Source organism: Oryzihumus sp. (genome assembly GCF_054325275.1).
This window is the reverse complement of sequence record NZ_JBTCWL010000065.1, coordinates 1-21,923: the sequence shown is the minus strand read 5'-3', so window position 1 is coordinate 21,923 and position 21,923 is coordinate 1. Positions and strand designations below refer to the sequence as shown.

Sequence of the window (21,923 nt, the reverse complement as noted above, 5' to 3'; positions counted from 1 at the left end):
GGCCTCGCGGCCCGGCGGGCGGCGCAGCAGCAGCGACACGGCGCGGTAGGCCTCGGCCTGCTTGGACAGGTCGTCGAAGACGATGAGGACGTGCTTGCCCTGGTACATCCAGTGCTGGCCGATGGCCGAGCCGGTGTAGGGCGCGAGGTACTTGAAGCCCGCCGCGTCGGAGGCCGGGGCCGCGACGATGGTGGTGTACTCCAGCGCGCCGGCCTCCTCGAGCGTGCCGCGGACGGCAGCGATCGTGGAGCCCTTCTGGCCGATGGCGACGTAGATGCAGCGGACCTGCTGGCTCGGGTCGCCCGACTCCCAGTTCTGCTTCTGGTTGATGATCGTGTCGATCGCCACCGCGGTCTTGCCGGTCTGGCGGTCACCGATGATCAGCTGACGCTGGCCACGGCCGATCGGGGTCATGGCGTCGACGGCCTTGAGGCCGGTCTGCAGGGGCTCGTGGACCGACTTGCGCTGGACCACGGTCGGGGCCTGGAGCTCCAGGGCGCGACGGGCCTCGCCCTTGATCTCGCCGAGGCCGTCGATCGGCTGGCCGAGCGGGTTGACGACGCGGCCGAGGAAGTCGTCGCCGACCGGGACCGAGAGGACCTCGCCGGTGCGCTTGACCTCCTGGCCCTCCTCGATGCCGGAGAAGTCACCGAGGACGACGACACCGATCTCGTGCACGTCGAGGTTCAGCGCGATGCCGAGCGTGCCGTCCTCGAACTGCAGCAGCTCGTTGGTCATCGCCGAGGGCAGGCCCTCGACGTGAGCGATACCGTCACCGGCGTCGGTGACGCGGCCGACCTCTTCGCGGGAGGCCGCGCCGGGCTCGTAGGACTGGACAAAGCTGTCCAGTGCGTCCCGGATCTCCTCCGGACGGATCGTGAGCTCCGCCATCAGTGTCTCTCTCCTCTGGTGCGGTCCTTGCCGGACCGGTGTTGACAAGCGTGAAGTTGTGCTGGTGGTGCCGTGCGCTGCCGGCGAGATGTGCCGCTCAGCCGGCCAGGAGCCGGCGCGCGGCTTCCAGACGACGCAGCATCGTGCCGTCGACGACCTCGTCGCCGATCTGCACGCGGATGCCGCCGATGACCTCGGGGTCGACGACGACGTTGACCTGGACCTGACGGCCGTAGATGCCGGTCAGCGCCTCGGCCAGCCGACGACGCTGGGCGTCGTCGAGCGCGACGGCCGAGGTGGCCGTGGCGGTGAGCTGCTCACGACGCTTGGCCGCGACCTGGAGGTAGAGCTCGATGGTGCGGTCGAACCGGCGACCGCGGGGGGCCAGCACCGCCTGGCGGGCCAGGCGGACGGACTCGGCGGACGCCTTGCCCTGCAGCAGCCGGCCCACGAGATCGGCCTGCGCCTCGCGGTTGGCGTTGCGGTCGGCGACCGCGTCGCGCAGCTCGGCGGTGCCGGCCACGACCCGCGCGAAGCGGAACAGCTCGTCCTCGAGCGCGTCGAGCCGGCCACCGGCCTCGGCGGAGGCGGTGACGGTCTCGACGGCCAGGAGCTCGAGGGCGTCGGTCAGGTCACGCTCCTCGGACCAGCGCTGGGCCACCAGCTCGGAGAGCACCGAGAGGGAGGCGTCGCCGACCTTGCCGCCGAAGAGCCGGCCGACCAGCTCGCGCTTGGCCGAGGCCTCACGCGAGGGGTCGGCCAGCGCCCGGCGGAGCGAGGCACTGGAGTCCAGCGCAGCCGTGATGCCGAACAGGTCCTCGGCCAGGGCCGACCAGTCGGCCCCGGTCCCGAGCGCCGCGGAGAGCGCGTCGTGACCGGCGATGAACGCAGCGCGCGAGGAGCCACGCATCAGATGCCCTGCCCGTGCTCGCCGGAGCCGGCGGAGACGGCCTCGGGACGGATCGAGCCGGACTCGAGCTCGGCGAGGAACCGGTCGACGGTGCCCTTCTGACGGACCTCGTCCTCCAGCGACTCGCCGACGATGCGGCTGGCCAGGTCGGTCGAGATCCGACCGACCTCGCTGCGCAGCGAGATGAACGCCTGCTGGCGCTCGGCCTCGATCTGCTTGTGCGCAGCCTCGGTGATGCGCGCGGCCTCGGTCTGGGCCTGGGTGCGCATCTCCGCGACGATCGCGGCGCCCTGCTCGCGCGCCTCCTCGCGGATGCGGGCGGCCTCGGCGCGGGCCTCGGCGAGCTGAGCCTTGTACTGCTCGAGCGCCGCCTGCGCCTCCAGCTGGGCCTCCTCCGCCTTGTGCATGCCGCCCTCGATGGCGGCGGTGCGGTCGGCATAGGCCTTCTCGAGGTTGGGCACGACCTTCTTCTGCACGATGACGTACAGGATGGCGATCGCGATGAGGCCGAAGATCAGCTCGCCCCAGTGGGGCAGAACCGGGAGCTTGTCGGCCTCACCAGCGGTCGCCAAAGCCGCGACGTGCGACGTGCTGGCGAAAAGCTGCACGGGGTTCTCCTAGTGCCTTGGTGCCAAAAGTGGTGCTACGGGGTGGTGGTACGTCAGCCCTTGAAGACGAAGGCGAGAACCAGACCGAAGATGGCGAGCGCCTCGGCGAGCGCGAAGCCCAGGATGGCGATGGACTGCAGCATGCCGCGAGCCTCGGGCTGACGGGCGACGCCGTTGATGTAGGCGGCGAAGATCAGGCCGATGCCGACGCCGGGGCCGATGGCGGAGAGGCCGTAGCCCAGGATCGCGATGTTACCGGTCACGATGTCTTCCTCTTTCGTTCTTGGTGTCCCGCGCGGCACGTCACCGCCCGGAAGTCTGTGTGGTGTGTCAGGTGTTCAGTTGTGGGTCACGCAGCTGTGGGTGGCGACGGTCAGTGCTCGTCGGCCAGGGCGCCGGCGATGTAGGTCGCGGCGAGGAGGGTGAAGATCAGCGCCTGCAGGAACTCGATCAGGGCCTCGAAGATGGTCATGACGAACGCCATGCCGAAGGAGCCGACCGAGACGATCTTCAGGCCGAAGGAGCCGTGCAGGAGCATGTACTCGCCACCGGTGATGAACAGCAGCAGGAGCATGTGGCCGGCGAACATGTTGCCGAAGAGTCGCAGCGCGAGCGTGAGCGGCCGGGTGATGAAGTAGGTCATCAGCTCCAGTGGCACGATCAGCGGGAGGATGCCCTTGGGCAGGCCGCCCGGGATCATCGACTTGAAGTAGCCGGCGAAGCCGTGCTTGCGGAAGCCGAGGTAGTGGTAGGTCACGTAGACCACCAGCGTCAGGGCGATCGGGAAGCCGACACGGCTCATGGTCGGGAACTGCACCGGCGGGATGACGCCGAAGAAGTTGTTGACCAGGATGAGCACGAACATCGAGAACAGCAGCGGCACGAAGCGCAGGAAGTCCTTGCTGCCGATGATGTCGCGGGCGATGGTGTTGCGGACGAGGTTGTAGACGCTCTCCGTCATCCACTGGGACTTGCTGGGGACGACAGCCGCGCGGCGCGTGGTGGCCACGAGGACCCACCCGATGAGCCCGACGGACAGGAGGATGACCACCGCGGCACGCGTGATGGCGAACGGGCCGTCACCGATCAGCGGCTGGTAAAACTCGGCCGGGGTCGGCGACTGGAATCCGCTGCCTTCGGCCGGCAGGCCGCTCAGCGTGGCCAGCACGTTCAGGCTCACAGGGTCTCCTCGAATTGCGACGAACCATTCAGGGGGGCGGAGGCGCCCCGGGGGACCGCTGCGACAGCACCGGTCATCACGCAGCGCGCGCTCGTGCGCGCCACGGAAGTCACTTCGACGTACCGTACCTGAACCACACGAGGTACAGCGACGTGGCCATCCCCATCAGAAGCCCCACGACGACCAGGAACGCCGTGCCCAGCCAGTGGTCCAGCAGCCACCCGATCCCGCCGAAGAGAACCGGCCCGGAGATGAGGTACGAGACGGCGCTCCACGCGGCGGACTCCTCCAGCCGAGGGTGCCCCGCATCGGGGTCCGGCGGCCCGCTCGGACCGGGTGAGGTCGGGTGATCGTCGCTCATGGACTGCTCCTTGGGTCACCATGTCACTCCCCCGCCTCCGGCGCACCCGGGGAGGCCGGGACGTCGTACACGCTCTTGCGCATCCGCACGAAGGCGAGGACCTGGCCGACCTGCCAGACGAGGGTGACGGCCAGGGCGGCGATGCCGAAGGCCGTGCCGTCCAGCCAGCTCGCGCTGGAGAGGCTGATGATGACGATGCCGAGGAACAGGACCTGGCCGAGGTAGACGGCGAGGGCTCCGGCGAGCAGCGACAGCGGGTTGGCGTTGGTCACCCGCTTCATCACCGCCAGCCCACCGGCGAAGAAGGCGATGGTCACCACGACGGCGAGCAGGGCGGCGAGGCCACCCCGGCTCCCCCGGGCGACCCAGAGGGCGATGACCACGATCGGGGCGGCGACGAGGGACGGCACCAACGCGCCGCGCAGCATGGCGGCGAAGGGTGCCGCAGGTGCCGGGGCTGGGTGCTCGGTCATGTCTGGCCTTGCTGGTCGTGGGCGTCTGGACGGCGTCTCGCGACGGGCGGTGCAGCCTCGGTGAGGACCTGTTCGACGGGGCTCACAGGTTCCTTTGAGGTGCTTGTGAAAGGTATCACAAGCGCGTGTGGGGCCTCCACCTGGGGAGCCCCACTGTGAGGATCACCGCAAGCAGGCAGGCCGCGAGGATCACGGAAAGGGACACCCAGATGTCCACCCCGGGGAAGGCGAAGGACACCGCGCCGAGGGAGACCACGGCAGCCCACAGGTAGAGCAGGAGCACCGCGCGGCGGTGGCCGTGCCCGATCTTGAGCATCCGGTGGTGCAGGTGCTGGGCGTCGGGATGCCACGGCCGCAGCCCGGCCCGGGTCCGCCGGACCACCGCGAGGAGCACGTCCAGCAACGGCAGCGACAGGATCGCCAGGGGCAGCAGGATCGGCAGGAACGCGGCGGTCACCTCGTCCTTGCTGACCGAGGACGGGTCGACGTTGCCGGTCATCGAGATGGTCGCCGCGGCCAGCAGCAGGCCGAGCAGCAGCGCCCCCGAGTCGCCCATGAACAGCCGCGCCGGGTGGAAGTTGTGCGGCAGGAAGCCGGCGCAGCAGCCGACCAGCGCGGCCGTGACGAACGTGGCCGAGGAGAACACGTTGGGCGGGTCGTAGCTGCGCGAGAGCAGGTAGGAGTAGACGAAGAACGCCAGCGCCGCGATGCCGACCACGCCCGCGGCCAGCCCGTCGAGGCCGTCGATGAAGTTCACCGCGTTGATCGAGATGATGACGATGACGATCGTCAGCCCGACCAGCACCGGCGTCGGCAGGATCGTGACCCCGAACAGCGGCAGCTGCAGCAGCTGCACGCCCTTGAAGGCCATGATCCCTGCGGCGAGCATCTGCCCGGCCAGCTTGGTGATCCAGTCCAGCTCGCGCATGTCGTCCAGCGCGCCGACCGCACAGACGATCACCGCTCCGGCCAGCACCCCCATCGGCTCCCCGGTCGGGAACACCTGCGAGAGGTAGGGCAGCTGGCTGGCCACCAGCCAGGCCGAGCCGAAGCCGATGAGGATGCCCACTCCCCCGAGCCGCGGGATCGGGGTGGCGTGCACGTCGCGGTCGCGGACGGGCGTGAAGGCTCCCGTCGCGACCGCGACCCAGCGCACGAAGGGGGTCGCGACATACGTCATGGCCGCGGCCACGACGAAGACCAGGAGGTACTCCCGCACTCAGCTGCCTCGTTCGCTGTGGAGGTGTGTGCTCTACCCGCGAGGGTATGCCGGGAAGCGGCTCACGAGGTCGCCCACCTCCGCGCGCACGTCCTTGGCGACCGGGTGGTCGGGGTCACCGTCGGTCTGGGTGACCGCGCGGTGGATGAGGTCGGCGATGACCTTCATCTGCTCGGTGCCCATGCCCTGGGTGGTGACTGCCGGGGTGCCGACCCGGATGCCCGAGGCGGTGTTCGGGGGCTGCGGGTCGAACGGGATGGCGTTCTTGTTGAGGACGATGCCGGCCGCGTCCGAGCGCGCCTCGGCGTCCTTGCCGGTGACGCCGACGCCCTGGAGGTCGTGCAGCGACAGGTGGGTGTCGGTGCCGCCGGTGATCGGACGAATGCCCTTCTCCCCCAGCGAGGCCGCGAGCTGCTGGGCGTTGGCGATGACCTGCCGGGCGTAGGTCTGGTACTCCGGGCGCAGGCACTCGCCGAAGTTGACCGCCTTGGCGGCGATGGCGTGCATCAGCGGGCCGCCCTGCATCATCGGGAAGACGGCCTTGTCCAGCTTGGCGGCGTGCTCCTCCTTGCAGACGAGCGCACCGCCGCGCGGGCCGCGCAGCACCTTGTGCGTGGTGAAGGTGACCACGTCCGCGAAGGGCACCGGGCTCGGGATGGCCTGACCGGCGACGAGGCCGATGAAGTGAGCGGCGTCGACCCAGAAGATCGCGCCGACCTCGTCGGCCACCTCGCGGAAGAACTGGAAGTCGATCAGGCGCGGGATGGCCGAGCCGCCGGCGACGATGACCTTGGGCTTGTGCTCGCGGGCCAGGTCGCGCACCTGGTCGTAGTCGATGTCCTCGGTGTCCTTGTTGACGCCGTAGTGCACGGCGTTGAACCACTTGCCGCTGAAGGAGACCTTGGTGCCGTGGGTCAGGTGCCCGCCGTGCGGCAGGGACATGGCCAGGATGGTGTCGCCCGGCTGGCAGAACGCGCCGTAGACGGCCTGGTTGGCGCTGGCGCCCGAGTGCGGCTGCAGGTTGGCGTGGTCGGCGCCGAAGAGCCGCTTGGCGCGCTCGATGCCGATGCTCTCGGCCTTGTCGACCTCGGAGCAGCCACCGTAGTAGCGGCGGCCGGGGTAGCCCTCGGCGTACTTGTTCGACAGCGTCGAACCGAGCGCCGCGAGCACTGCCGGGCTGGTGAGGTTCTCGCTGGCGATGAGCTGCAGGCCGCTGCGGACCCTGTCGAGCTCGGACAGGAGCACGCCCGCGATCTCGGGGTCCTGCGCCTGCAGCGCCCCGAAGTCGGGGCCGTAGAAGGTCTGGTCAGCGGTCATGCGGGCTCTCCGTCGCAAGCTGGGAGTGGGCGAGGGCAGTCTGCTCGCCGCCACTCTATTGCGTCCCGCTGCACGCCCGACGGCGGTGTCCGCGCCGGCTTCCGGGTCAGGACAGCAGCGCGATCAGGGCCTGGGCGTCCACCGGCGCCCGGACCTTGGCGTCGTTGTCGAAGTAGACGACGACGTCGGCCCCGGCGTCGGCCCAGCCGCGCACCTTCGCGGCCCACCGCTCCAGCGCCTCGGGGGTGTAGCCGCTGGTGTAGAGCTCCTGGTCGCCGTGCAGGCGGACGTAGACCAGGTCGGAGGTCACGTGCTCGAGCACCGGCCACCTCCCGGCGGTGTCGGCGACCACGAGCGCGACGTCGTGGCGGCGCAGCAGCGCCGGCACGTCGGGGTGGGTGAAGCTGTGGTGCCGGACCTCGAGGGCGTGGCGGATCCGGCGGGGACCGCACCCGGGCAGCGCTGCGGCCAGGACCCGGTCGTCAGCGAGCTTGTCGTCGTGCCCGCGGGCCAGGACCGCCGCCTCGTCCTGGGTGCGCGGCAGCTGGTCGAAGAACGCGGCCAGCCGGTCGGCGTCGTAGCCCAGCGTCGGCGGCAGCTGCCACAACACCGGGCCGAGCTTGGGCCCGAGGGCCAGGACGCCCGAGGCGAAGAAGTTGGCCAGCGCGGTCTCCACCCCGGCCAGCTTCTTCAGGTGGGTGATGAACCGGCCGCCCTTGACCGCGAAGACGAAGTCCTCCGGGGTCTCCTCCCGCCAGGCCGTGTAGCTGGAGGGACGCTGCAGGGAGTAGAAGGAGCCGTTGACCTCGATCGAGGTGAGCCGGGACGCGGCCCAGGCCAGCTCCTCGCGCTGGGGCAGCCCGGGCGGGTAGAAGGTGCCGCGCCACGCCGGGTAGCGCCACCCCGAGATCCCGACCCGGACCTGCCCCATGACCGCAGGCTAGCTGTCGTGGCCGTCGATACCGTCCATGGTCACGACACCTGGGAGGCCATGACCCGTTCGTGGATGCCCATCACGGCGGCCCGGGCCGACAGGAACGCTCCGGCCTGCCACGACACCAGGTGGGAGAGCCAGTCACCGGCGAAGTACACCCGCCCGGCAGGCTTGTTCAGCAGGGCGTACTCGCGCTCGGTGCCGTTGGGCCAGGAGATCCACCCGCCCTCGATGAACGGGGTGCGACGCCAGGCGACGGAGAAGGACGAGACGAGCTCGTCGCGGTACTTCTCGCCGTAGATCCTCACGCCGGCCGCGACGGCCCTGCGCACGCGCGCGGCCGGGTCCAGCGAGTCGTAACGCAGGGAGTCAGCGTCACGGTTGTAGTAGCCGAGCACCACGCCCCTGTCGCCGAGGAACCCGTGGGAGGGATGCCAGATCTGGCGGACGTCCATGTCGGTCGTGGTGATGCCGCCGAAGATGCGTTCGTCCTCCTCCCACCAGCGCCGTCCGTACTCCAGCCCGAGCTTCCCGACAGAGAGGGGGCGGGGCAGGCCGAGGGCTCGCTGCACCTCGCCGCCCAGATTGTGGTGCAGGCGTGCGAGCAGGTGCGGTGGCATCGCCGCCACACAGAAGTCCCCGGTCTCGTGTCGGATGCCCCCGTCGCCGTTGCGGAAGACGACCTCGACGCCATCCGGACGGTCGGTCACCGAGAGCACCTGACAACCGAACCGCACCCGGTGGCGACCGACCTGTCGGGTCAGCGCATCGACGATCCGGTCCATGCCGCCGACCGGCTGGAACATCATCATCGCCTGCCGGTACTCGAGCTCGAAGGAGAAGTCCAGGCCCACGTCACTGCCCAGGACGTCGTGCAGCGACGGGGGTGGCGCCAGGACGACGCCGCGCTGGCTCCCGGCACCGGGGTTGACCCGGTAGCCACGCCGACTGCTCCCGGTGTAGCGCCAGCCGTGCTTCCGGCCCTCGATGCCGCCGAAGTCCCGCAGGAAGTCGAGCAGGTGCTCCTTGTCCGTGGCGGTCAGCTCTCCGTCCAGCGCTCCCCTGTCGGTGGCCTTGGCCAGCAGCTCCGAGATGTAGCCGTACACGTCGGCCTTGGCAGTCCGGTACGCGATCGGATGCCCCGACAGCGGCCCCTTCTGGTGGTAGATGACCTCGTCGGCGTTCTGGTTGGCCAGCGGCTCGATCGCCACGCCGAGCTCGCGGCAGTAGTCCAGCGTGACCATCCACTGGGCAATGCGGGAGGGGCCGGCGTTGAGGTACTGCCCCTCGGCGAACGCAGACGTCTGGGTGTGCCCGTCCAGGTCACGCTCGGTCGTGCCGCCCCGCACTGTCCAGTTGCGCCCGCCGGGACGGTCCTTGGCCTCCAGGACCCGGCAGTCGTAGCCGGCCTTTCCCAGCTCGTATGCCGCGGCGAGCCCGGCGATCCCCGCCCCGAGGACCACCACCCTCGCCCTCCGACGTCCGCTGAGGCTGAAGTCCGCTGATGCCGGCGGGCGGTAGGCCACTCGCGAGGTGGCCTCCGTCGGGGCCAGGCCCAGCAGCCCCATGGCCTCGAACAGGATGCCGGCACCACCGGTCGCCCCCACCGCCTCGAGGACGGCCCGCCTCGACACCTGCGCGCTCATCTGCCACTCCTTGTCGTGACGGCGAGCTGTCCTGCTCGGCCGCCACCGCTGCCGGAGGAGGCATCCGGGGCTCGGACGGCGGCGTTCCCACCCGGCAGACCAGAAAAGTCTGGGCCGCCCTGTCGCCGAAGTCACGGGACGTACGCCCTTGGGGCGGTCCGACGTCACGAAGGCTGGAAGCGCAGCTCCGTCTCGCCGAGCACCTCGCGCAGCTGCTCGGCACTGACCCCGCCCTCACGCAGCACCACCGGCACCTCGCCGGTGCAGTCGACGATGGTCGAGGGGACGTTGCCCGAGGTGGGTCCGCCGTCGAGGTAGACGCTGACCGCCGCGCCGAGCTGGGCCGCCGCGTCGGTGACCGAGGTGGCCGCCGGCTGGCCGGTGATGTTGGCGCTGGTGACCGCCATCGGCCCCACCGCGTCGAGCAGGGCGAGGGCGACGTCGTCCTCGGGCATGCGCAGCGCCACGGTGCCGTTGGTGTCGCCCAGGTCCCACATGAGCGAGGACTGGGCCAGCAGGACGACCGTGAGCGGGCCGGGCCAGAACGCCTTGACCAGCTCGCGGGCGTAGGCCGGCACCGAGGTGGCCAGGCCGTCGAGGGTGCGCGGGTTGGGCACGAGGACCGGCGGCGGCATCTCGCGCCCGCGGCCCTTGGCGGCCAGCACCGCGGCCACGGCGTCGGGCGAGAAGGCGTCGGCGCCCACGCCGTAGACGGTGTCGGTGGGCAGCACGACGACCTCACCACGGCGGACCGCCTCGGCGGCCTCCGCGACGCCCGTGGCCCGGCCCTCCTCGGTCGTGCAGTTGTAGACGGGACTCATGGGGCGAGCCTAGGGGCGCGCACGGCCACCGTCGCACGGGGTCGCCCGGTCAGGTCGTGCTCGTCGTGCACGTCGGTCCAGCAGCCGGTGGCCCGCAGCGCCGCCGGCAGGCTCTCGCCCTGCGCGTCGGCGTGCTCCATCACCAGCACTCCCCCGTCACGCAGCAGCGCGGCCGCCCGTGCGGCCACGGCGAGCGGGATGGCCAGGCCGTCGTCACTGCCGCCGTAGAGCGCGAGCTCGGGGTCGTGGTCGCGCACCTCCGGGTCGAGCGGCACCGCGCCGACCGGGATGTACGGCGGGTTGCTCACCACCACGTCGACCGCCTCCTCGAGCTCGGGGAACGCTCTGGTCGCATCGCCCTCGCGCAGGTCGACGTCCAGCCCGAGGTCGTCGCGGTTGCGGGAGGCCCAGGCCACGGCCAGCCCGGACAGCTCGACTGCGTGGACCCGTGCCGCCGGGACCTCGTCCTTGACGCTGAGCGCGATCGCCCCCGACCCGGTGCACAGGTCCACGACGACAGGGGCGTCGAAGCCCTCGCACGCCCGGATCGCCAGCCCGGCGACCACCTCCGTCTCGGGCCGGGGCACGAAGACCCCCGGCCCGACGGACAGCTCCAGCCGGCGGAACCCGGCCCGGCCGGTGAGGTGCTGCAGCGGCACCCGTCGGGCCCTCTCCTCGACAAGGTCCGCGAGGCCCTCGGGCTCCGGGGCGCCGAGGACCATGAGCCGCTGCACCTCGGCCGGGGTGGTCCCCAGGGCGTGCGCCGCAAGCGCGACGGCGTCGACGTCGGCACTGCCGACCCCCGCGTCGGCCAGCCGCCGGGACGCCTCGCGGACCGCGGCGCGCAGGTCCCCGCTCACGCGCCGGCCGGGCCCTCGGCGACGGCGGCCATCCGCGCAGCCTCGTCGGCGTCGACGGCGGACTGCACCATCGGGTCCAGGTCACCGTCGAGGACGGTGTCCAGGTTGTAGGCCTTGTAGCCGGTGCGGTGGTCGGAGATGCGGTTCTCAGGGAAGTTGTAGGTCCGGATCCGTTCGGAGCGGTCCACCGTGCGGATCTGGGACTTGCGCGCCGCGGACGCGGCCTCGTCGGCGGCGTCCTGGGCGAGCTGGTGCAGCCGGGCGCGCAGCACGCGCATCGCCGACTCCTTGTTCTGCAGCTGGGACTTCTCGTTCTGGCAGGACACGACCACCCCCGTCGGCAGGTGGGTGATCCGCACCGCCGAGTCGGTGGTGTTGACGCTCTGCCCGCCGGGGCCCGAGGAGCGGTACACGTCGATCTTCAGGTCGTTGGGGTCGATGGTCACCTCGACCTCGTCGGCCTCGGGCATCACGAGGACGCCGGCGGCGGAGGTGTGGATGCGGCCCTGCGACTCGGTGACCGGCACCCGCTGCACCCGGTGGACGCCACCTTCGTACTTCAGCCGGGCCCACGGCGCGTCGCCCGGTTCGGGGGTGCCCTTGGCCTTCACCGCGACACGGATGTCCTTGTAGCCACCGAGGTCGGACTCGGTGGCGTCGATGACCTCGGTCCTCCACCCGCGGCGCTCGGCGTAGCGCAGGTACATCCGCACCAGGTCGCCGGCGAAGAGCGCGGACTCCTCGCCACCCTCGCCGGCCTTGACCTCGAGGATGACGTCACGGTCGTCATCGGGGTCGCGCGGGATGAGCAGCCGGCGCAGCTTGTCCTCCGCGGCCCGCTCGACCGCCTCCAGCGAGGGCAGCTCCGCACGGAAGGCCTCGTCCTCGGCCGCCAGCTCGCGGGCTGCGGCGACGTCGTCGCGGGCTGCGTGCCACGCGTGGTAGGCGGCCACGGTCGGCGCCAGCGCGGCATACCGCTTGTTGAGCTTGCGGACCAGGTCCTGGTCGGTGTGCACCGAGGGGTCGGCGAGCTGCCGCTCGAGGTCGGCGTGCTCCTGCACGAGCGCGGCGGCGGACTCCAGCATCAGTGGCTACTCCAGGGTGGGTGCGGCGGGGGAAAAAGCGACGCCGGCCCCCCGACCTCGGGAGGTCGGGGGGCCGGCGTGCGGGAGAGCTACTTGGCGGCCTTCTTGCCGTAGCGGGCCTCGAAGCGGGCCACACGACCACCGGTGTCGAGCAGCTTCTGCTTGCCCGTGTAGAACGGGTGGCACTGCGAGCACACGTCGGCGTGGATCTGGCCGTTGGTGGCAGTGCTGCGGGTCTGGAACGTCGCGCCACAGGTGCAGGTCACCGTGGTCTCGACGTAGGTGGGGTGCAGGTCCTTCTTCAACGTGTCTCCTCGAGTTGGGGGCGCACCGGGTCGCTGCCCTCGGGTGGGCAGGCGTGAACCGGTAGCCAACACATCAGTGTGCCAGATCAGGCACGTATGCCGAAAACGCCCGCCGGGCCGGGGACATTCCCGGGCTCAGACCGGCTCGGGCAGCCTCGACAGCGGCAGCTCGATGACGACCTCGGTGCCCTCGCCCTCGGTGGAGCTCAGCGACAGCGTGCCCTCGTGCCCCTCGACGATGGTCTTGACGATGGCCAGGCCCAGGCCTGTGCCCGGGATCGCCTGGGACGTGGCGTTGCTGGCCCGGAAGAAGCGGACGAAGAGCCGTTCGAGGTCGGCCGCGGGGATGCCGATCCCGGTGTCGCGGCAGCGGATCCGAACCACGCGGGTCGCGTCCTCGGAGTCGTCGCCGGCCTCGGGCAGCTCGACGGACACGGTGACGGCGCCGCCGGAGCGGGTGAACTTCACCGCGTTGGAGACCACGTTGACCAGCGCGCGCTCGACCTGCGCGCTGTCTGCGGAGATGACCGCCTCCTGCGGCACCGGCGCGATCCGCAGGGTGACTCCCGCGGCGTCGGCCATCGGGGCCAGGGAGTCGCCCACGTGGCTGATGAGGTCGCCGACGCCGACCGGGCGCACGACGGCGCGCAGGCCGGTCGACTCGATCCGGTTGAGCACCAGCAGGTCCTCGATGAGGCCGCGCAGGCGGACAGTGTTGCGCTCGATGATGTCGAGCATCGAGGCCTGCTGCGCGGACAGGTCGCCCACGTCCCCGTCGCGCAGCAGCTCGAGGTAGCCGGCGATCGAGGTCAGCGGGGTGCGCAGCTCGTGGCTGACCGTCGCCATGAAGTCGGTCTTCTGCTGGTCGAGCCGCTCGAGGCGCTCGACGTGCTCGGCCTGGTGGGCGTCGTACTCACCCTGGACGATCGAGCGGGCCACGAAGGTGGCCGACTGCTGGACCGCGTTGACCTCGGGCGCGGACCAGTGGCGCGGGCCGTCCAGCATCATCAGGGCGATCACGCCGAGCACCCGCTCGCCCAGGCCGACCGGGGCCAGGAGCACCGCGCGGGCGCCGGTGGCGCGGGAGAACATCTGTGCCCGTTCGGCCTCCTGGACCCTGGGGTCGAGGAAGTCCGCCAGCGCCGAGGAGGTGGCCGAACCCCACATCTCCTGCGCCAGCTCCACCTCGTGGCGCAGCAGCTCCTCGGACAGGTCCGGCAGGTCGGCCAGGCCCGGGCGGTGCCACTGGCGCCCGTGCCGGACGACCCGGTCGCTGTCGATGATGTGGAAGAGCACCCGGTCGACGGCCAGGCCCTTGCCGAGGGCGGCGCAGGTGGCCTCGATGGCCTCGTCCGCGGACGGCGCCGCCCGCACGATGCGGGCGGCCTCTCGGGTGAGCTCGTGCATGAGCAGCGCCTCGGCCTGGGCCAGGCTCAGGCTGACGTTCTGGGCGATGAGGGCGTTGAAGTCGGCCGCCAGCTCGCGCACCTCCATGGCGCCCTGGTCCTCCCGCGCCCGCGCCTCGTGGTCGCCGGCGCGCTGGCGCCGGACCACGCTGCGCAGGTTGCGCAGGGGGCGCGTCACCGAGCGGGACACCCGGTTGCCCAGGAGCAGGCCGACGGCCAGCGCGAGGGCGGTGATCAGGGCGAGCACTGCCGTGTTGCGGGCCAGCTGCTCGCGGGCACTGGTGCGCAGGACGAGCGACTCGCTGGAGACCAGGTCGCTGATCTGCCCGTTGGGCACGCGGAAGTCGTCGAAGAGGTCCTTGCCGTGGGACAGGTCGATGCCCTGCCCCTGCTGGGCGCGCAGCCGCGCCTGGTCCGCATAGGCCCACCAGGCCTCCAGGGCGGCCGCTTCCTCGTCGACCATGGCGAGCAGGTCACGCTTGTTGCCCCCGCTGGCCCGGTCGAGCAGCAGCGAGCGTCGCACCGTGGCGATGTCGGCCACCGCCCGCTCGTGGGCGCCCCAGTACGGCTCGAGGAACCGCAGGTCGCGGCTGGAGGCGTAGCCGCGCAGGCCGCTCTCGGCGTCGGTCATCGCCTGGAGCGCGTCGGCGTTGGAGGTCAGGGCCGGCCCGATGGACAGGGTGAGCCGGTCGACGTAGCCGTTCTCCTGCTGCAGGCCGGCGAAGGCCACCCCGGCGATCACGAGCATCAGCCCGCACAGGATGGCCACCAGCATCCGCAGGCGCTGGGCCACCGGCCGGCGGCTGTTCACTGCTCCCCGCCGTCCGCCCCGGCAAACCCCTGGCGCGTCATCGTGCCCCACACGTGCGTGCCCCGGCGCAGCCCGGCCCACCAGCCCTCGACCCGCCACCAGGCGGTCAGCTGGCGGTAGCCGACGTTCTCGGCCACCGACGCCAGGAGCGTGGCCCCGAGGTCGCGCCAGCGGGGGTACTTGTGGAAGGACAGCTCCTCCACGGCCATCGCGGCGAGGGTGACCACGATCGCGTAGCCGTAGGCGACGAGCACGAACAGCAGGGCGAACCGGACGTTGACCAGGCCGAGGGCCAGCCCGAGCGGCACCAGGATGATCCCCGCGAGCTCCAGGGCCGGCGCCAGCAGCTCGAAGACCCAGTACCACGGCAGGGCGATCATGCCGATCCGGCCGTAGCGCGGGTTGAGCACCATGCCGCGGTACTTCCACAGCACCTCCCACAGCCCCCGGTGCCACCGACGTCGCTGCGAGCGCAGCACCGTGAGGTTGGCGGGCACCTCGGTCCAGGAGACCGGCTCGGAGACGAACTCCACGCGGTAGTCCCGCTTGGCGCGGCGCATGTGGCGGTGGATCCGCATGACGAGCTCGAAGTCCTCGCCGATGCTGTCGGTGTCGAGGCCCTGCACCTCCACCAGCACGTCGCGGCGGAACAGCCCGAAGGCCCCGCTGATGAGGATCAGCGCGCCCAGCCGTGACCATCCGGTGCGCCCGAGCAGGAACGCCCGGAGGTACTCCACGATCTGGACCCGGGGCAGCCACTGCCGCGGAGTGCGGATCTCGACGATGCGCCCGGCGACGACGGTGCAGCCGTTGGCGGCCCGCACCACACCACCGGTGGCGACGGTGCGGATCGGGTCGTCGGCGAAGGGCTTGGCCACGGTGAGCAGGGCGTCGGGGTCCAGCAGCGAGTCGGCGTCGACCATCGCCACGAGCGGCTCGGACGCGGCGTTGATGCCCACGTTGAGGGCGTCGGTCTTGCCGGAGTTCTCCTTGCGGACCGCCACGAGCCGGGTGCGCCCGTCGCGGGGCACCCAGACGTCGATGACACGGGCCTTGACCGGCACGTCCCGCGGCAGCTCCCGGTCCACCCGAACGAGGTCGAAGGCCTCGCGCAGGCGCTCGAAGGTGTCGTCGGTGCTGCCGTCGTCGATGACCACGATCTCGTGCCGCGGGTAGCGCAGCGCGAGCATCGCCTGCACGGAGGGCACGATACCGGCGGCCTCGTTGTAGGCCGGGACGAGCAGGGACACCCCCGGCGCGAGCTGGCTGGACACGGTCTCCTCGCGCCCGGCGTGCTCGAGCCGGCGCAGGTGGGCCACGAAGCCGCCCGCGGCCATGAGGATCAGCAGCAGGTAGGAGGTGTTGATGACGAGGAAGTAGACGAGGACCGGCACCTCGAACGCGTGCAGGAGCCACGTCACGACCCCGCGGGTCGACTTCAGGACGGCGTCGAGGTTCATGCCAGCGCCCCGTCTCCCGCCCGCAGCCGGGCGAGCTGCAGCGCCCCCCGGGCGGCGGGCGCGGCCCGGGTGCCGTCCGGCACCCCGGTGAGCTGCGTGATACCGGCGGGGCCGAGCTGGACGAGCGCGTCCGCAGCGATCTGGGCGAGGCGACGGTCGGGGTCGGCGAGCAGCCCCGCCAGGGCGTCCGCGGCCAGCGGGTGCCCCACCTCCCCGAGCGCCGCGGCGCAGGTACGCCGCAGCTCGACCGGCTCCCCCATGGCGGTATGCCGCGCCAGGGTCGGCACGTCGTCGGCTCCGCCCACGAAGCCGAGGGCCGACGCTGCCGTCGCGCGCACCTCGGGGTCGGGGTCGGCGTCGACGAGCTCGCGCAGCCGCGGCGCGGACGACACGAAGGTGCCGTGCCCGGACACCAGGGCGGCGGCGTTGCGCACGGTCGGGTCGTCGCTGTCGAGGCCCTCGCGCAGGGCGGCCGCTCCCCCGGTGCCCATGGACAGCAGGGCCTCGGCGGCCAGGAAGGCCGGGACCCCGACGTGCCCGCGCACGCTGTGCAACGCCCGAAGCACGTCCCCGGCGGCGAGCGGGTCACCGATGGCGCCCAGGGCGCGGACCGCGACCAGGCGCACCTCGGCCGAGCGGTCCCGGAGCAGCGGCAGCAGGTGGGGCACGTGGGAGCGGTCGCGGACCAGGCCCAGCAGGTAGGCGGCACGGGCCCGGGTCACCACCGAACGCGACCCCAGCTCGGCCAGCGCGCGGTCGACGTCGCCGTGCTCGCGCAGCACGAGCACGAGGTCCTCGACCGGCTCACCGCGGACCTTGGCGAGCATCGCGGTCACGGCCGGGCCGACGGTGCGCCACGCCTGGTGGTCGACCGCGAGCAGGTGGGCCATGGCCGCACCGTCGTCGTCCTCGCCGGAGCCGAGGATGAGCAGCGGCATCCGGTGCGGTGCCAGGGCAGCCTCGGTGGCGCGCTCACGGTGGGTCCGGACCAGCTTGGCCGCGACGACGAGCACGGTCAGGCCGACCGCGGTCAGGGCGACCACGACGCTGACGCCGATCAACAGCCCCTGGGTGATCACGCCTTGACCCGGGCCAGCACGACGTTGACCCGGTGGAGCAGCTCGCGAGGGCTGAACGGCTTGATGACGTAGTCGTTGGCGCCCGTGGCGAAGCCGGCGTCGACGTCGGCGTCACGGGACTTCGCGGTGAGCAGGATGACGGCGAGGTCGGCGGTGCCCGGGTCCTGGCGGACCTTGCGCAGCACGTCGATGCCGGACAGGCCGGGCATCATCACGTCGAGGACGGCGAGGTCCGGCGGGTTGTCCTGGATCGCGGCGAGGGCGGCGGCGCCGTCGCTGACGGCCTCCACGGCGTAGCCCGCCTGGCTCAGCTTGAAGACGACGAGGTCCCGGATGTCCCGGTCGTCATCGGCCACCAGCACACGCACGTCCGACGACATGTCCTCACCGCTCCCCTGCTCGCCCGTCAGCGGGACAAAAATATCGGAGCCTGACCGGGATTTCTCCCGATCAGGCTCCGAAATGGGCGTTCTGTCAGCTCAGTTGTCGTCGTCGCCCTGGATCGAGGACGTCTTCTGGACCTGCATGAGGAACTCGACGTTGCTGCGCGTCTTCTTCAGACGGTCGATGAGCAGCTCGATGCCCTGCTGCGAGTCGAGCGCGGACAGCACCCGACGCAGCTTCCAGACGATCTTGAGCTCCTCGGCCGACATGAGGATCTCCTCGCGGCGCGTACCCGACGGGTTGACGTCGACGGCCGGGAAGATGCGCCGGTCGGCGAGCTGGCGCGACAGGCGCAGCTCCATGTTCCCGGTGCCCTTGAACTCCTCGAAGATGACCTCGTCCATCTTCGAACCGGTCTCGACGAGCGCGGTCGCGAGGATGGTGAGCGAGCCACCGTTCTCGATGTTGCGGGCGGCACCGAAGAAGCGCTTCGGCGGGTACAGCGCGCTGGAGTCCACGCCACCGGACAGGATCCGGCCGCTCGCCGGGGCGGCGAGGTTGTAGGCGCGGCCCAGACGCGTGATCGAGTCGAGCAGCACGACCACGTCGTGGCCCATCTCGACGAGGCGCTTGGCGCGCTCGATCGCCAGCTCGGCGACCGTGGTGTGGTCCTCGGCGGGACGGTCGAAGGTGGACGCGATGACCTCACCCTTGACCGTGCGCTGCATGTCGGTGACCTCCTCGGGGCGCTCGTCCACCAGGACGATCATGAGGTGCGCCTCGGGGTTGTTGGTCGTGATCGCGTTGGCGATGGCCTGCAGCACCATCGTCTTGCCGGCCTTGGGCGGGCTGACGATGAGGCCGCGCTGGCCCTTGCCGATCGGCGCGACGAGGTCGATGAGCCGCGTGGTCAGCACGGTGGGCTCGGTCTCCAGGCGCAGGCGCTCCTGGGGGTACAGCGGGGTGAGCTTGCCGAACTCGACGCGGGCACGCGCCTGCTCGGGGGTCATCCCGTTGACCGTGTCGAGGCGCACCAGCGCGTTGAACTTCTGCCGCGAGTTGCCGGGCTGCTCGCCCTCGCGCAGCGCCTTGACGGCACCGGTGACCGCGTCACCCTTGCGCAGGCCGTTCTTCTTGACCATGCCCAGCGGGACGTAGACGTCGTTCGGGCCGGGCAGGTAGCCGCTGGTGCGCACGAAGGCGTAGTTGTCGAGGACGTCGAGGATGCCGGCGACCGGGACGAGCACGTCGTCGTCGGTCACGGTCTCGGGGGTCTCCTGGAAGTCGTTCTCGCGGCCACCGCCACGACGCTTGCGGTCGCGGTAGCGCTGACGACCGCGGCGACGGCCGCCGCCCTCTTCGTCGTAGTCGTTGCCGCCACTGCGACGACCGTCGTTGGTGCGACCCTCGCCGCCACGGTCGTTGCGGTCGCCACGGGTGTCGTTGCGGTCAGTGCGCTCGGTGCGCTCGCCACGCTCGGTGGTGCGCTCGCCACGACCCTCGTTGCCCCGCTCGACCCGGTCGCCCCGGGTGTCGTTGCGCTCGCCGCGGTCGTTGTTGCGCTCGTTGCGCTCGCCACGGCTGTCGGTGCCGCGGTCAGCGGACCGGTCCTCGCCACGGGTGTCGTGGCGCTCGGTGGAGCGCTCGAGGCGGCTGTCGTTGCCACGGTCGGCGGCGCGCTCGCCACCGTCGTGCTGTCGCTGCTCGGCCGCGGCAGCCTCGGGGCCACCCGCGGGCCGCTCGGCCCGGCGGGACGCGCGGGCGGGGCGCTGGCCGTTGGCCGGAGCGTCGGTGGCCTTGGCCGGGGTCTCGGTGGCCTTGGCCGAGGTCTCGGTGGCCGGGGCGGAGCCGCCGGCCTGGCGCGCACGGATGGCGGTGAGCAGGTCGCCCTTGCGCATCTTCGCCGTCCCGGTGATGCCCAGGCTCGTGGCGAGCCCCTGGAGCTCGGCCAGGCGCATGGTGCTCAGACCGCCCGTACGACGAGTGGTCCCGCCGCTGCCCTCAGGCACTGCGACGAGCTCGGTGGTGTCTGTCACGAAGGATCCTTCCCCCTCGTATTCGGTCCGCCAGATTGCGGAACCGGGGTCTGCGTCAGGTCAGAACCTGATCGTTGGGGCCATGCGTGCTGGCGGGTAGCACAGCAGGACGCAACGGGAGCGTTGCGCGCTCACATGGTGGTTGGCGCACGGTGGCGAGTGGCTCGACCAGGGGGGATGATCGGCGTTCGTCGCCGGGGTGCGTCCTCAGGGTAACACCACCACACGACTGCCATGCGCGAAGTGTCAAACGTGGTGTCCTGGACGGTCATTCCCGCAGGTCAGCCCGCAACCCGGTCGATCCGGGCGCCGGTGCTGGCGATCCCGGGGCGCAGCACGTGCCACCCTTCCCCGGGCACCAGGGAGGCCACCGCGTCGGCGTCGGCGCGGGCGCTGAGGACGAGCACGCTCGGGCCCGCGCCGGAGATGACGGCGGCGTGCCCCCGCTCGCGCAGCCGGTCCACGAGCCCCATGGACGCACCGAGCGCGGCCCGTCGCTGCTCCTGGTGCAGCCACTCCCGGGTGGCCGGCAGCAGCAGGTCGGGCCGCCGGGTGACGGCCTCCACCAGCAGCGCCGCCCGAGCCGAGTTCAGTGCCGCCTCGGCGTGCGGCACGTGGTCCGGGAGCACCGCCCGGGCCGTGCTGGTGGCCAGCTGCGCCTGTGGGACCAGCAGCACCGGGGTGACCTCGGGGCTGACGGCCAGCTGGACGGTGCGCGTGTGCCGCGGGGTCTCGGCCTCGGACCAGGACAGCGTCATCCCGCCGTAGACGCTGGCCGAGGCGTTGTCGGGGTGGCCCTCGACCGCGCTCGACAGGTCGTTGGCGAACTCCCGGTCGAGCCCGCCGTCGAGGTCCTCCAGCCCGGCGGCGAGGTCATGCAGGCCTTGTGCCGCAACGACTCCCGTGACGATCGCCGTGGCCGAGGAGCCCAGCCCGCGACCGTGGGGCACCGCGTTGAGGCAGCTCATGGTCAGGCCGGCCGGCGGCTCGACGCCGAGCTCGGCCCAGGCGCGGACCATGGAGCGGTAGACAAGGTGGTTCTCGTCCAGCGGCACGCTGGACGCACCCTCGCCGGCGACCTCGACCTGCAGGCCGGGGGTGCCGGACACCGTCACGGTGCACTCGTCCCACAGGCCCAGCGCCAAGCCGATCGAGTCGAAGCCGGGTCCGAGGTTGGCACTGCTGGCCGGCACCCGGACCCGCACGCACGAGCCGGGCACCAGCGGGGTGACCACGTTCAGCCCTCGAGCCCGAGGGCGCTGGCAGCGGTGAACGCGTCGACGGGCACCCGCACCGGGAGCACGGGCTCGCCATCGGCGTCCTTGAGCGCCCAGGCAGGGTCCTTCAGGCCGTGCCCGGTCACCGTGCAGACAACGGTGGCACCGGCCGGGACGAGCCCGTCCCGGGCCGCGGCGAGCAGGCCGGCGACGCTGGCCGCGGACGCCGGCTCGACGAAGATGCCCTCACGGGCCGCGAGGATGCGGTGGGCGTCGAGGATCTGCGCGTCGCTGACGGCGTCGATCCGGCCGCCGGAGTCGTCGCGCGCCTCCAGCGCCTGCTTCCACGAGGCCGGGTTGCCGATGCGGATCGCCGTCGCGATGGTCTCCGGGTGGTCGATCGGGTGCCCGGCGACGATCGGCGCCGCACCCTCGGCCTGGAAGCCCCACATGCGGGGCAGGCGGGTGGCCGGGCCCGGCATACCGGTCAGGGAGCCCTCGGCGAGGTACTCGCGGTATCCGCGCCAGTAGGCAGTGATGTTGCCGGCGTTGCCCACGGGCAGGCAGTGGATGTCGGGGGCGTCACCGAGGGCGTCGACCACCTCGAACGCGGCGGTCTTCTGCCCCTCGATGCGGGCCGGGTTGACCGAGTTGACCAGCTCCACCGGGTAGGCCTCGGCGAGCTTGCGGGCCAGGGTGAGGCAGTCGTCGAAGTTGCCGTCGACCTGCAGCAGCGTCGCGCCGTGGGCGATCGCCTGGCTGAGCTTGCCCATGGCGATCTTGCCCTCGGGGACGAGCACCCCGCAGGCCATGCCCGCCTTGGTGGCGTAGGCCGCCGCCGAGGCGCTGGTGTTGCCGGTGGAGGCGCAGATGACGGCGCGGGCGCCGGAGCGCGCGGCGGCCGAGATCGCCGTCGTCAT

General features: G+C 71.7%; 21 protein-coding genes and 1 pseudogene. All 22 read right to left on the bottom strand.

From position 1 onward, the window contains the following. Positions 1–891, bottom strand: a pseudogene (locus ACXVGS_RS15295) (F0F1 ATP synthase subunit alpha); the annotation flags it as partial. Positions 892–988: 97 nt separating this feature from the next. Further along, positions 989–1,801: a F0F1 ATP synthase subunit delta gene (locus tag ACXVGS_RS15290; protein WP_458530082.1), complete on the bottom strand. Its 813-nt coding sequence runs from the start codon at positions 1,799–1,801 to the stop codon at positions 989–991. Further along, entirely contained in the window at positions 1,801–2,409 is a 609-nt protein-coding gene (locus tag ACXVGS_RS15285; protein WP_458530081.1) for a F0F1 ATP synthase subunit B, read from the bottom strand. Before ACXVGS_RS15285 ends, ACXVGS_RS15290 begins: the two co-directional genes overlap by 1 nt. A gap of 53 nt (positions 2,410–2,462) precedes the next feature. Next, complete coding sequence (gene atpE / locus ACXVGS_RS15280; RefSeq protein WP_331109336.1) at positions 2,463–2,672, bottom strand: ATP synthase F0 subunit C; 210 nt, start codon at positions 2,670–2,672, stop codon at positions 2,463–2,465. A 110-nt stretch (positions 2,673–2,782) separates the two neighbouring features. Beyond that, entirely contained in the window at positions 2,783–3,589 is an 807-nt protein-coding gene (gene atpB / locus ACXVGS_RS15275; protein WP_458530080.1) for a F0F1 ATP synthase subunit A, read from the bottom strand. A gap of 109 nt (positions 3,590–3,698) precedes the next feature. Beyond that, positions 3,699–3,950 carry an AtpZ/AtpI family protein gene (locus tag ACXVGS_RS15270; RefSeq protein WP_458530079.1) on the bottom strand — a complete coding sequence of 84 codons (252 nt, stop codon included), beginning with the start codon at positions 3,948–3,950 and terminating at the stop codon, positions 3,699–3,701. A 23-nt stretch (positions 3,951–3,973) separates the two neighbouring features. Next, complete coding sequence (locus ACXVGS_RS15265) at positions 3,974–4,423, bottom strand: hypothetical protein (RefSeq protein ID WP_458530078.1); 450 nt, start codon at positions 4,421–4,423, stop codon at positions 3,974–3,976. Positions 4,424–4,538: 115 nt separating this feature from the next. Further along, positions 4,539–5,642 (bottom strand): glycosyltransferase family 4 protein, encoded by a 1,104-nt coding sequence (locus ACXVGS_RS15260; RefSeq protein ID WP_458530077.1) that lies wholly within the window; start codon positions 5,640–5,642, stop codon positions 4,539–4,541. A 33-nt stretch (positions 5,643–5,675) separates the two neighbouring features. Next, positions 5,676–6,959, bottom strand: coding sequence for a serine hydroxymethyltransferase (locus tag ACXVGS_RS15255; RefSeq protein WP_458530076.1), 1,284 nt, complete (start codon positions 6,957–6,959; stop codon positions 5,676–5,678). 106 nt (positions 6,960–7,065) lie between these two features. Next, positions 7,066–7,890, bottom strand: a complete 825-nt coding sequence (locus tag ACXVGS_RS15250; RefSeq protein ID WP_458530075.1) for a DUF72 domain-containing protein — start codon at positions 7,888–7,890, stop codon at positions 7,066–7,068. Positions 7,891–7,931: 41 nt separating this feature from the next. Continuing rightward, a complete protein-coding gene (locus ACXVGS_RS15245; RefSeq protein ID WP_458530074.1) occupies positions 7,932–9,539 on the bottom strand; it encodes a flavin monoamine oxidase family protein in 1,608 nt (535 codons plus the stop codon). A gap of 164 nt (positions 9,540–9,703) precedes the next feature. Continuing rightward, complete coding sequence (locus ACXVGS_RS15240) at positions 9,704–10,360, bottom strand: L-threonylcarbamoyladenylate synthase (protein ID WP_458530073.1); 657 nt, start codon at positions 10,358–10,360, stop codon at positions 9,704–9,706. Further along, positions 10,357–11,220 (bottom strand): peptide chain release factor N(5)-glutamine methyltransferase, encoded by an 864-nt coding sequence (gene prmC, locus ACXVGS_RS15235; protein WP_458530072.1) that lies wholly within the window; start codon positions 11,218–11,220, stop codon positions 10,357–10,359. Before prmC ends, ACXVGS_RS15240 begins: the two co-directional genes overlap by 4 nt. Continuing rightward, on the bottom strand, positions 11,217–12,305 hold the full coding sequence (gene prfA / locus ACXVGS_RS15230) for a peptide chain release factor 1 (protein WP_458530071.1): 1,089 nt from the start codon (positions 12,303–12,305) through the stop codon (positions 11,217–11,219). Before prfA ends, prmC begins: the two co-directional genes overlap by 4 nt. A gap of 89 nt (positions 12,306–12,394) precedes the next feature. Further along, positions 12,395–12,610, bottom strand: a complete 216-nt coding sequence (rpmE, locus tag ACXVGS_RS15225; RefSeq protein WP_141789140.1) for a 50S ribosomal protein L31 — start codon at positions 12,608–12,610, stop codon at positions 12,395–12,397. A 135-nt stretch (positions 12,611–12,745) separates the two neighbouring features. Further along, positions 12,746–14,809 carry an ATP-binding protein gene (locus ACXVGS_RS15220; RefSeq protein ID WP_458537128.1) on the bottom strand — a complete coding sequence of 688 codons (2,064 nt, stop codon included), beginning with the start codon at positions 14,807–14,809 and terminating at the stop codon, positions 12,746–12,748. 14 nt (positions 14,810–14,823) lie between these two features. Further along, complete coding sequence (locus ACXVGS_RS15215) at positions 14,824–16,287, bottom strand: glycosyltransferase family 2 protein (protein ID WP_458532433.1); 1,464 nt, start codon at positions 16,285–16,287, stop codon at positions 14,824–14,826. Beyond that, positions 16,284–17,366 (bottom strand): HEAT repeat domain-containing protein, encoded by a 1,083-nt coding sequence (locus tag ACXVGS_RS15210; RefSeq protein ID WP_458530068.1) that lies wholly within the window; start codon positions 17,364–17,366, stop codon positions 16,284–16,286. The genes ACXVGS_RS15215 and ACXVGS_RS15210 overlap by 4 nt, the downstream gene beginning before the upstream one ends. Beyond that, a complete protein-coding gene (locus tag ACXVGS_RS15205) occupies positions 17,363–17,746 on the bottom strand; it encodes a response regulator transcription factor (RefSeq protein WP_458530067.1) in 384 nt (127 codons plus the stop codon). Before ACXVGS_RS15205 ends, ACXVGS_RS15210 begins: the two co-directional genes overlap by 4 nt. Positions 17,747–17,845: 99 nt before the next feature. Further along, positions 17,846–19,786 (bottom strand): transcription termination factor Rho, encoded by a 1,941-nt coding sequence (rho, locus tag ACXVGS_RS15200; protein ID WP_458534550.1) that lies wholly within the window; start codon positions 19,784–19,786, stop codon positions 17,846–17,848. A gap of 281 nt (positions 19,787–20,067) precedes the next feature. Further along, positions 20,068–21,021, bottom strand: a complete 954-nt coding sequence (gene thrB / locus ACXVGS_RS15195) for a homoserine kinase (protein WP_458532435.1) — start codon at positions 21,019–21,021, stop codon at positions 20,068–20,070. A 2-nt stretch (positions 21,022–21,023) separates the two neighbouring features. Next, the coding region (thrC, locus tag ACXVGS_RS15190) for a threonine synthase (RefSeq protein WP_458537127.1) at positions 21,024–21,923 on the bottom strand (900 nt) is incomplete at its 5' end.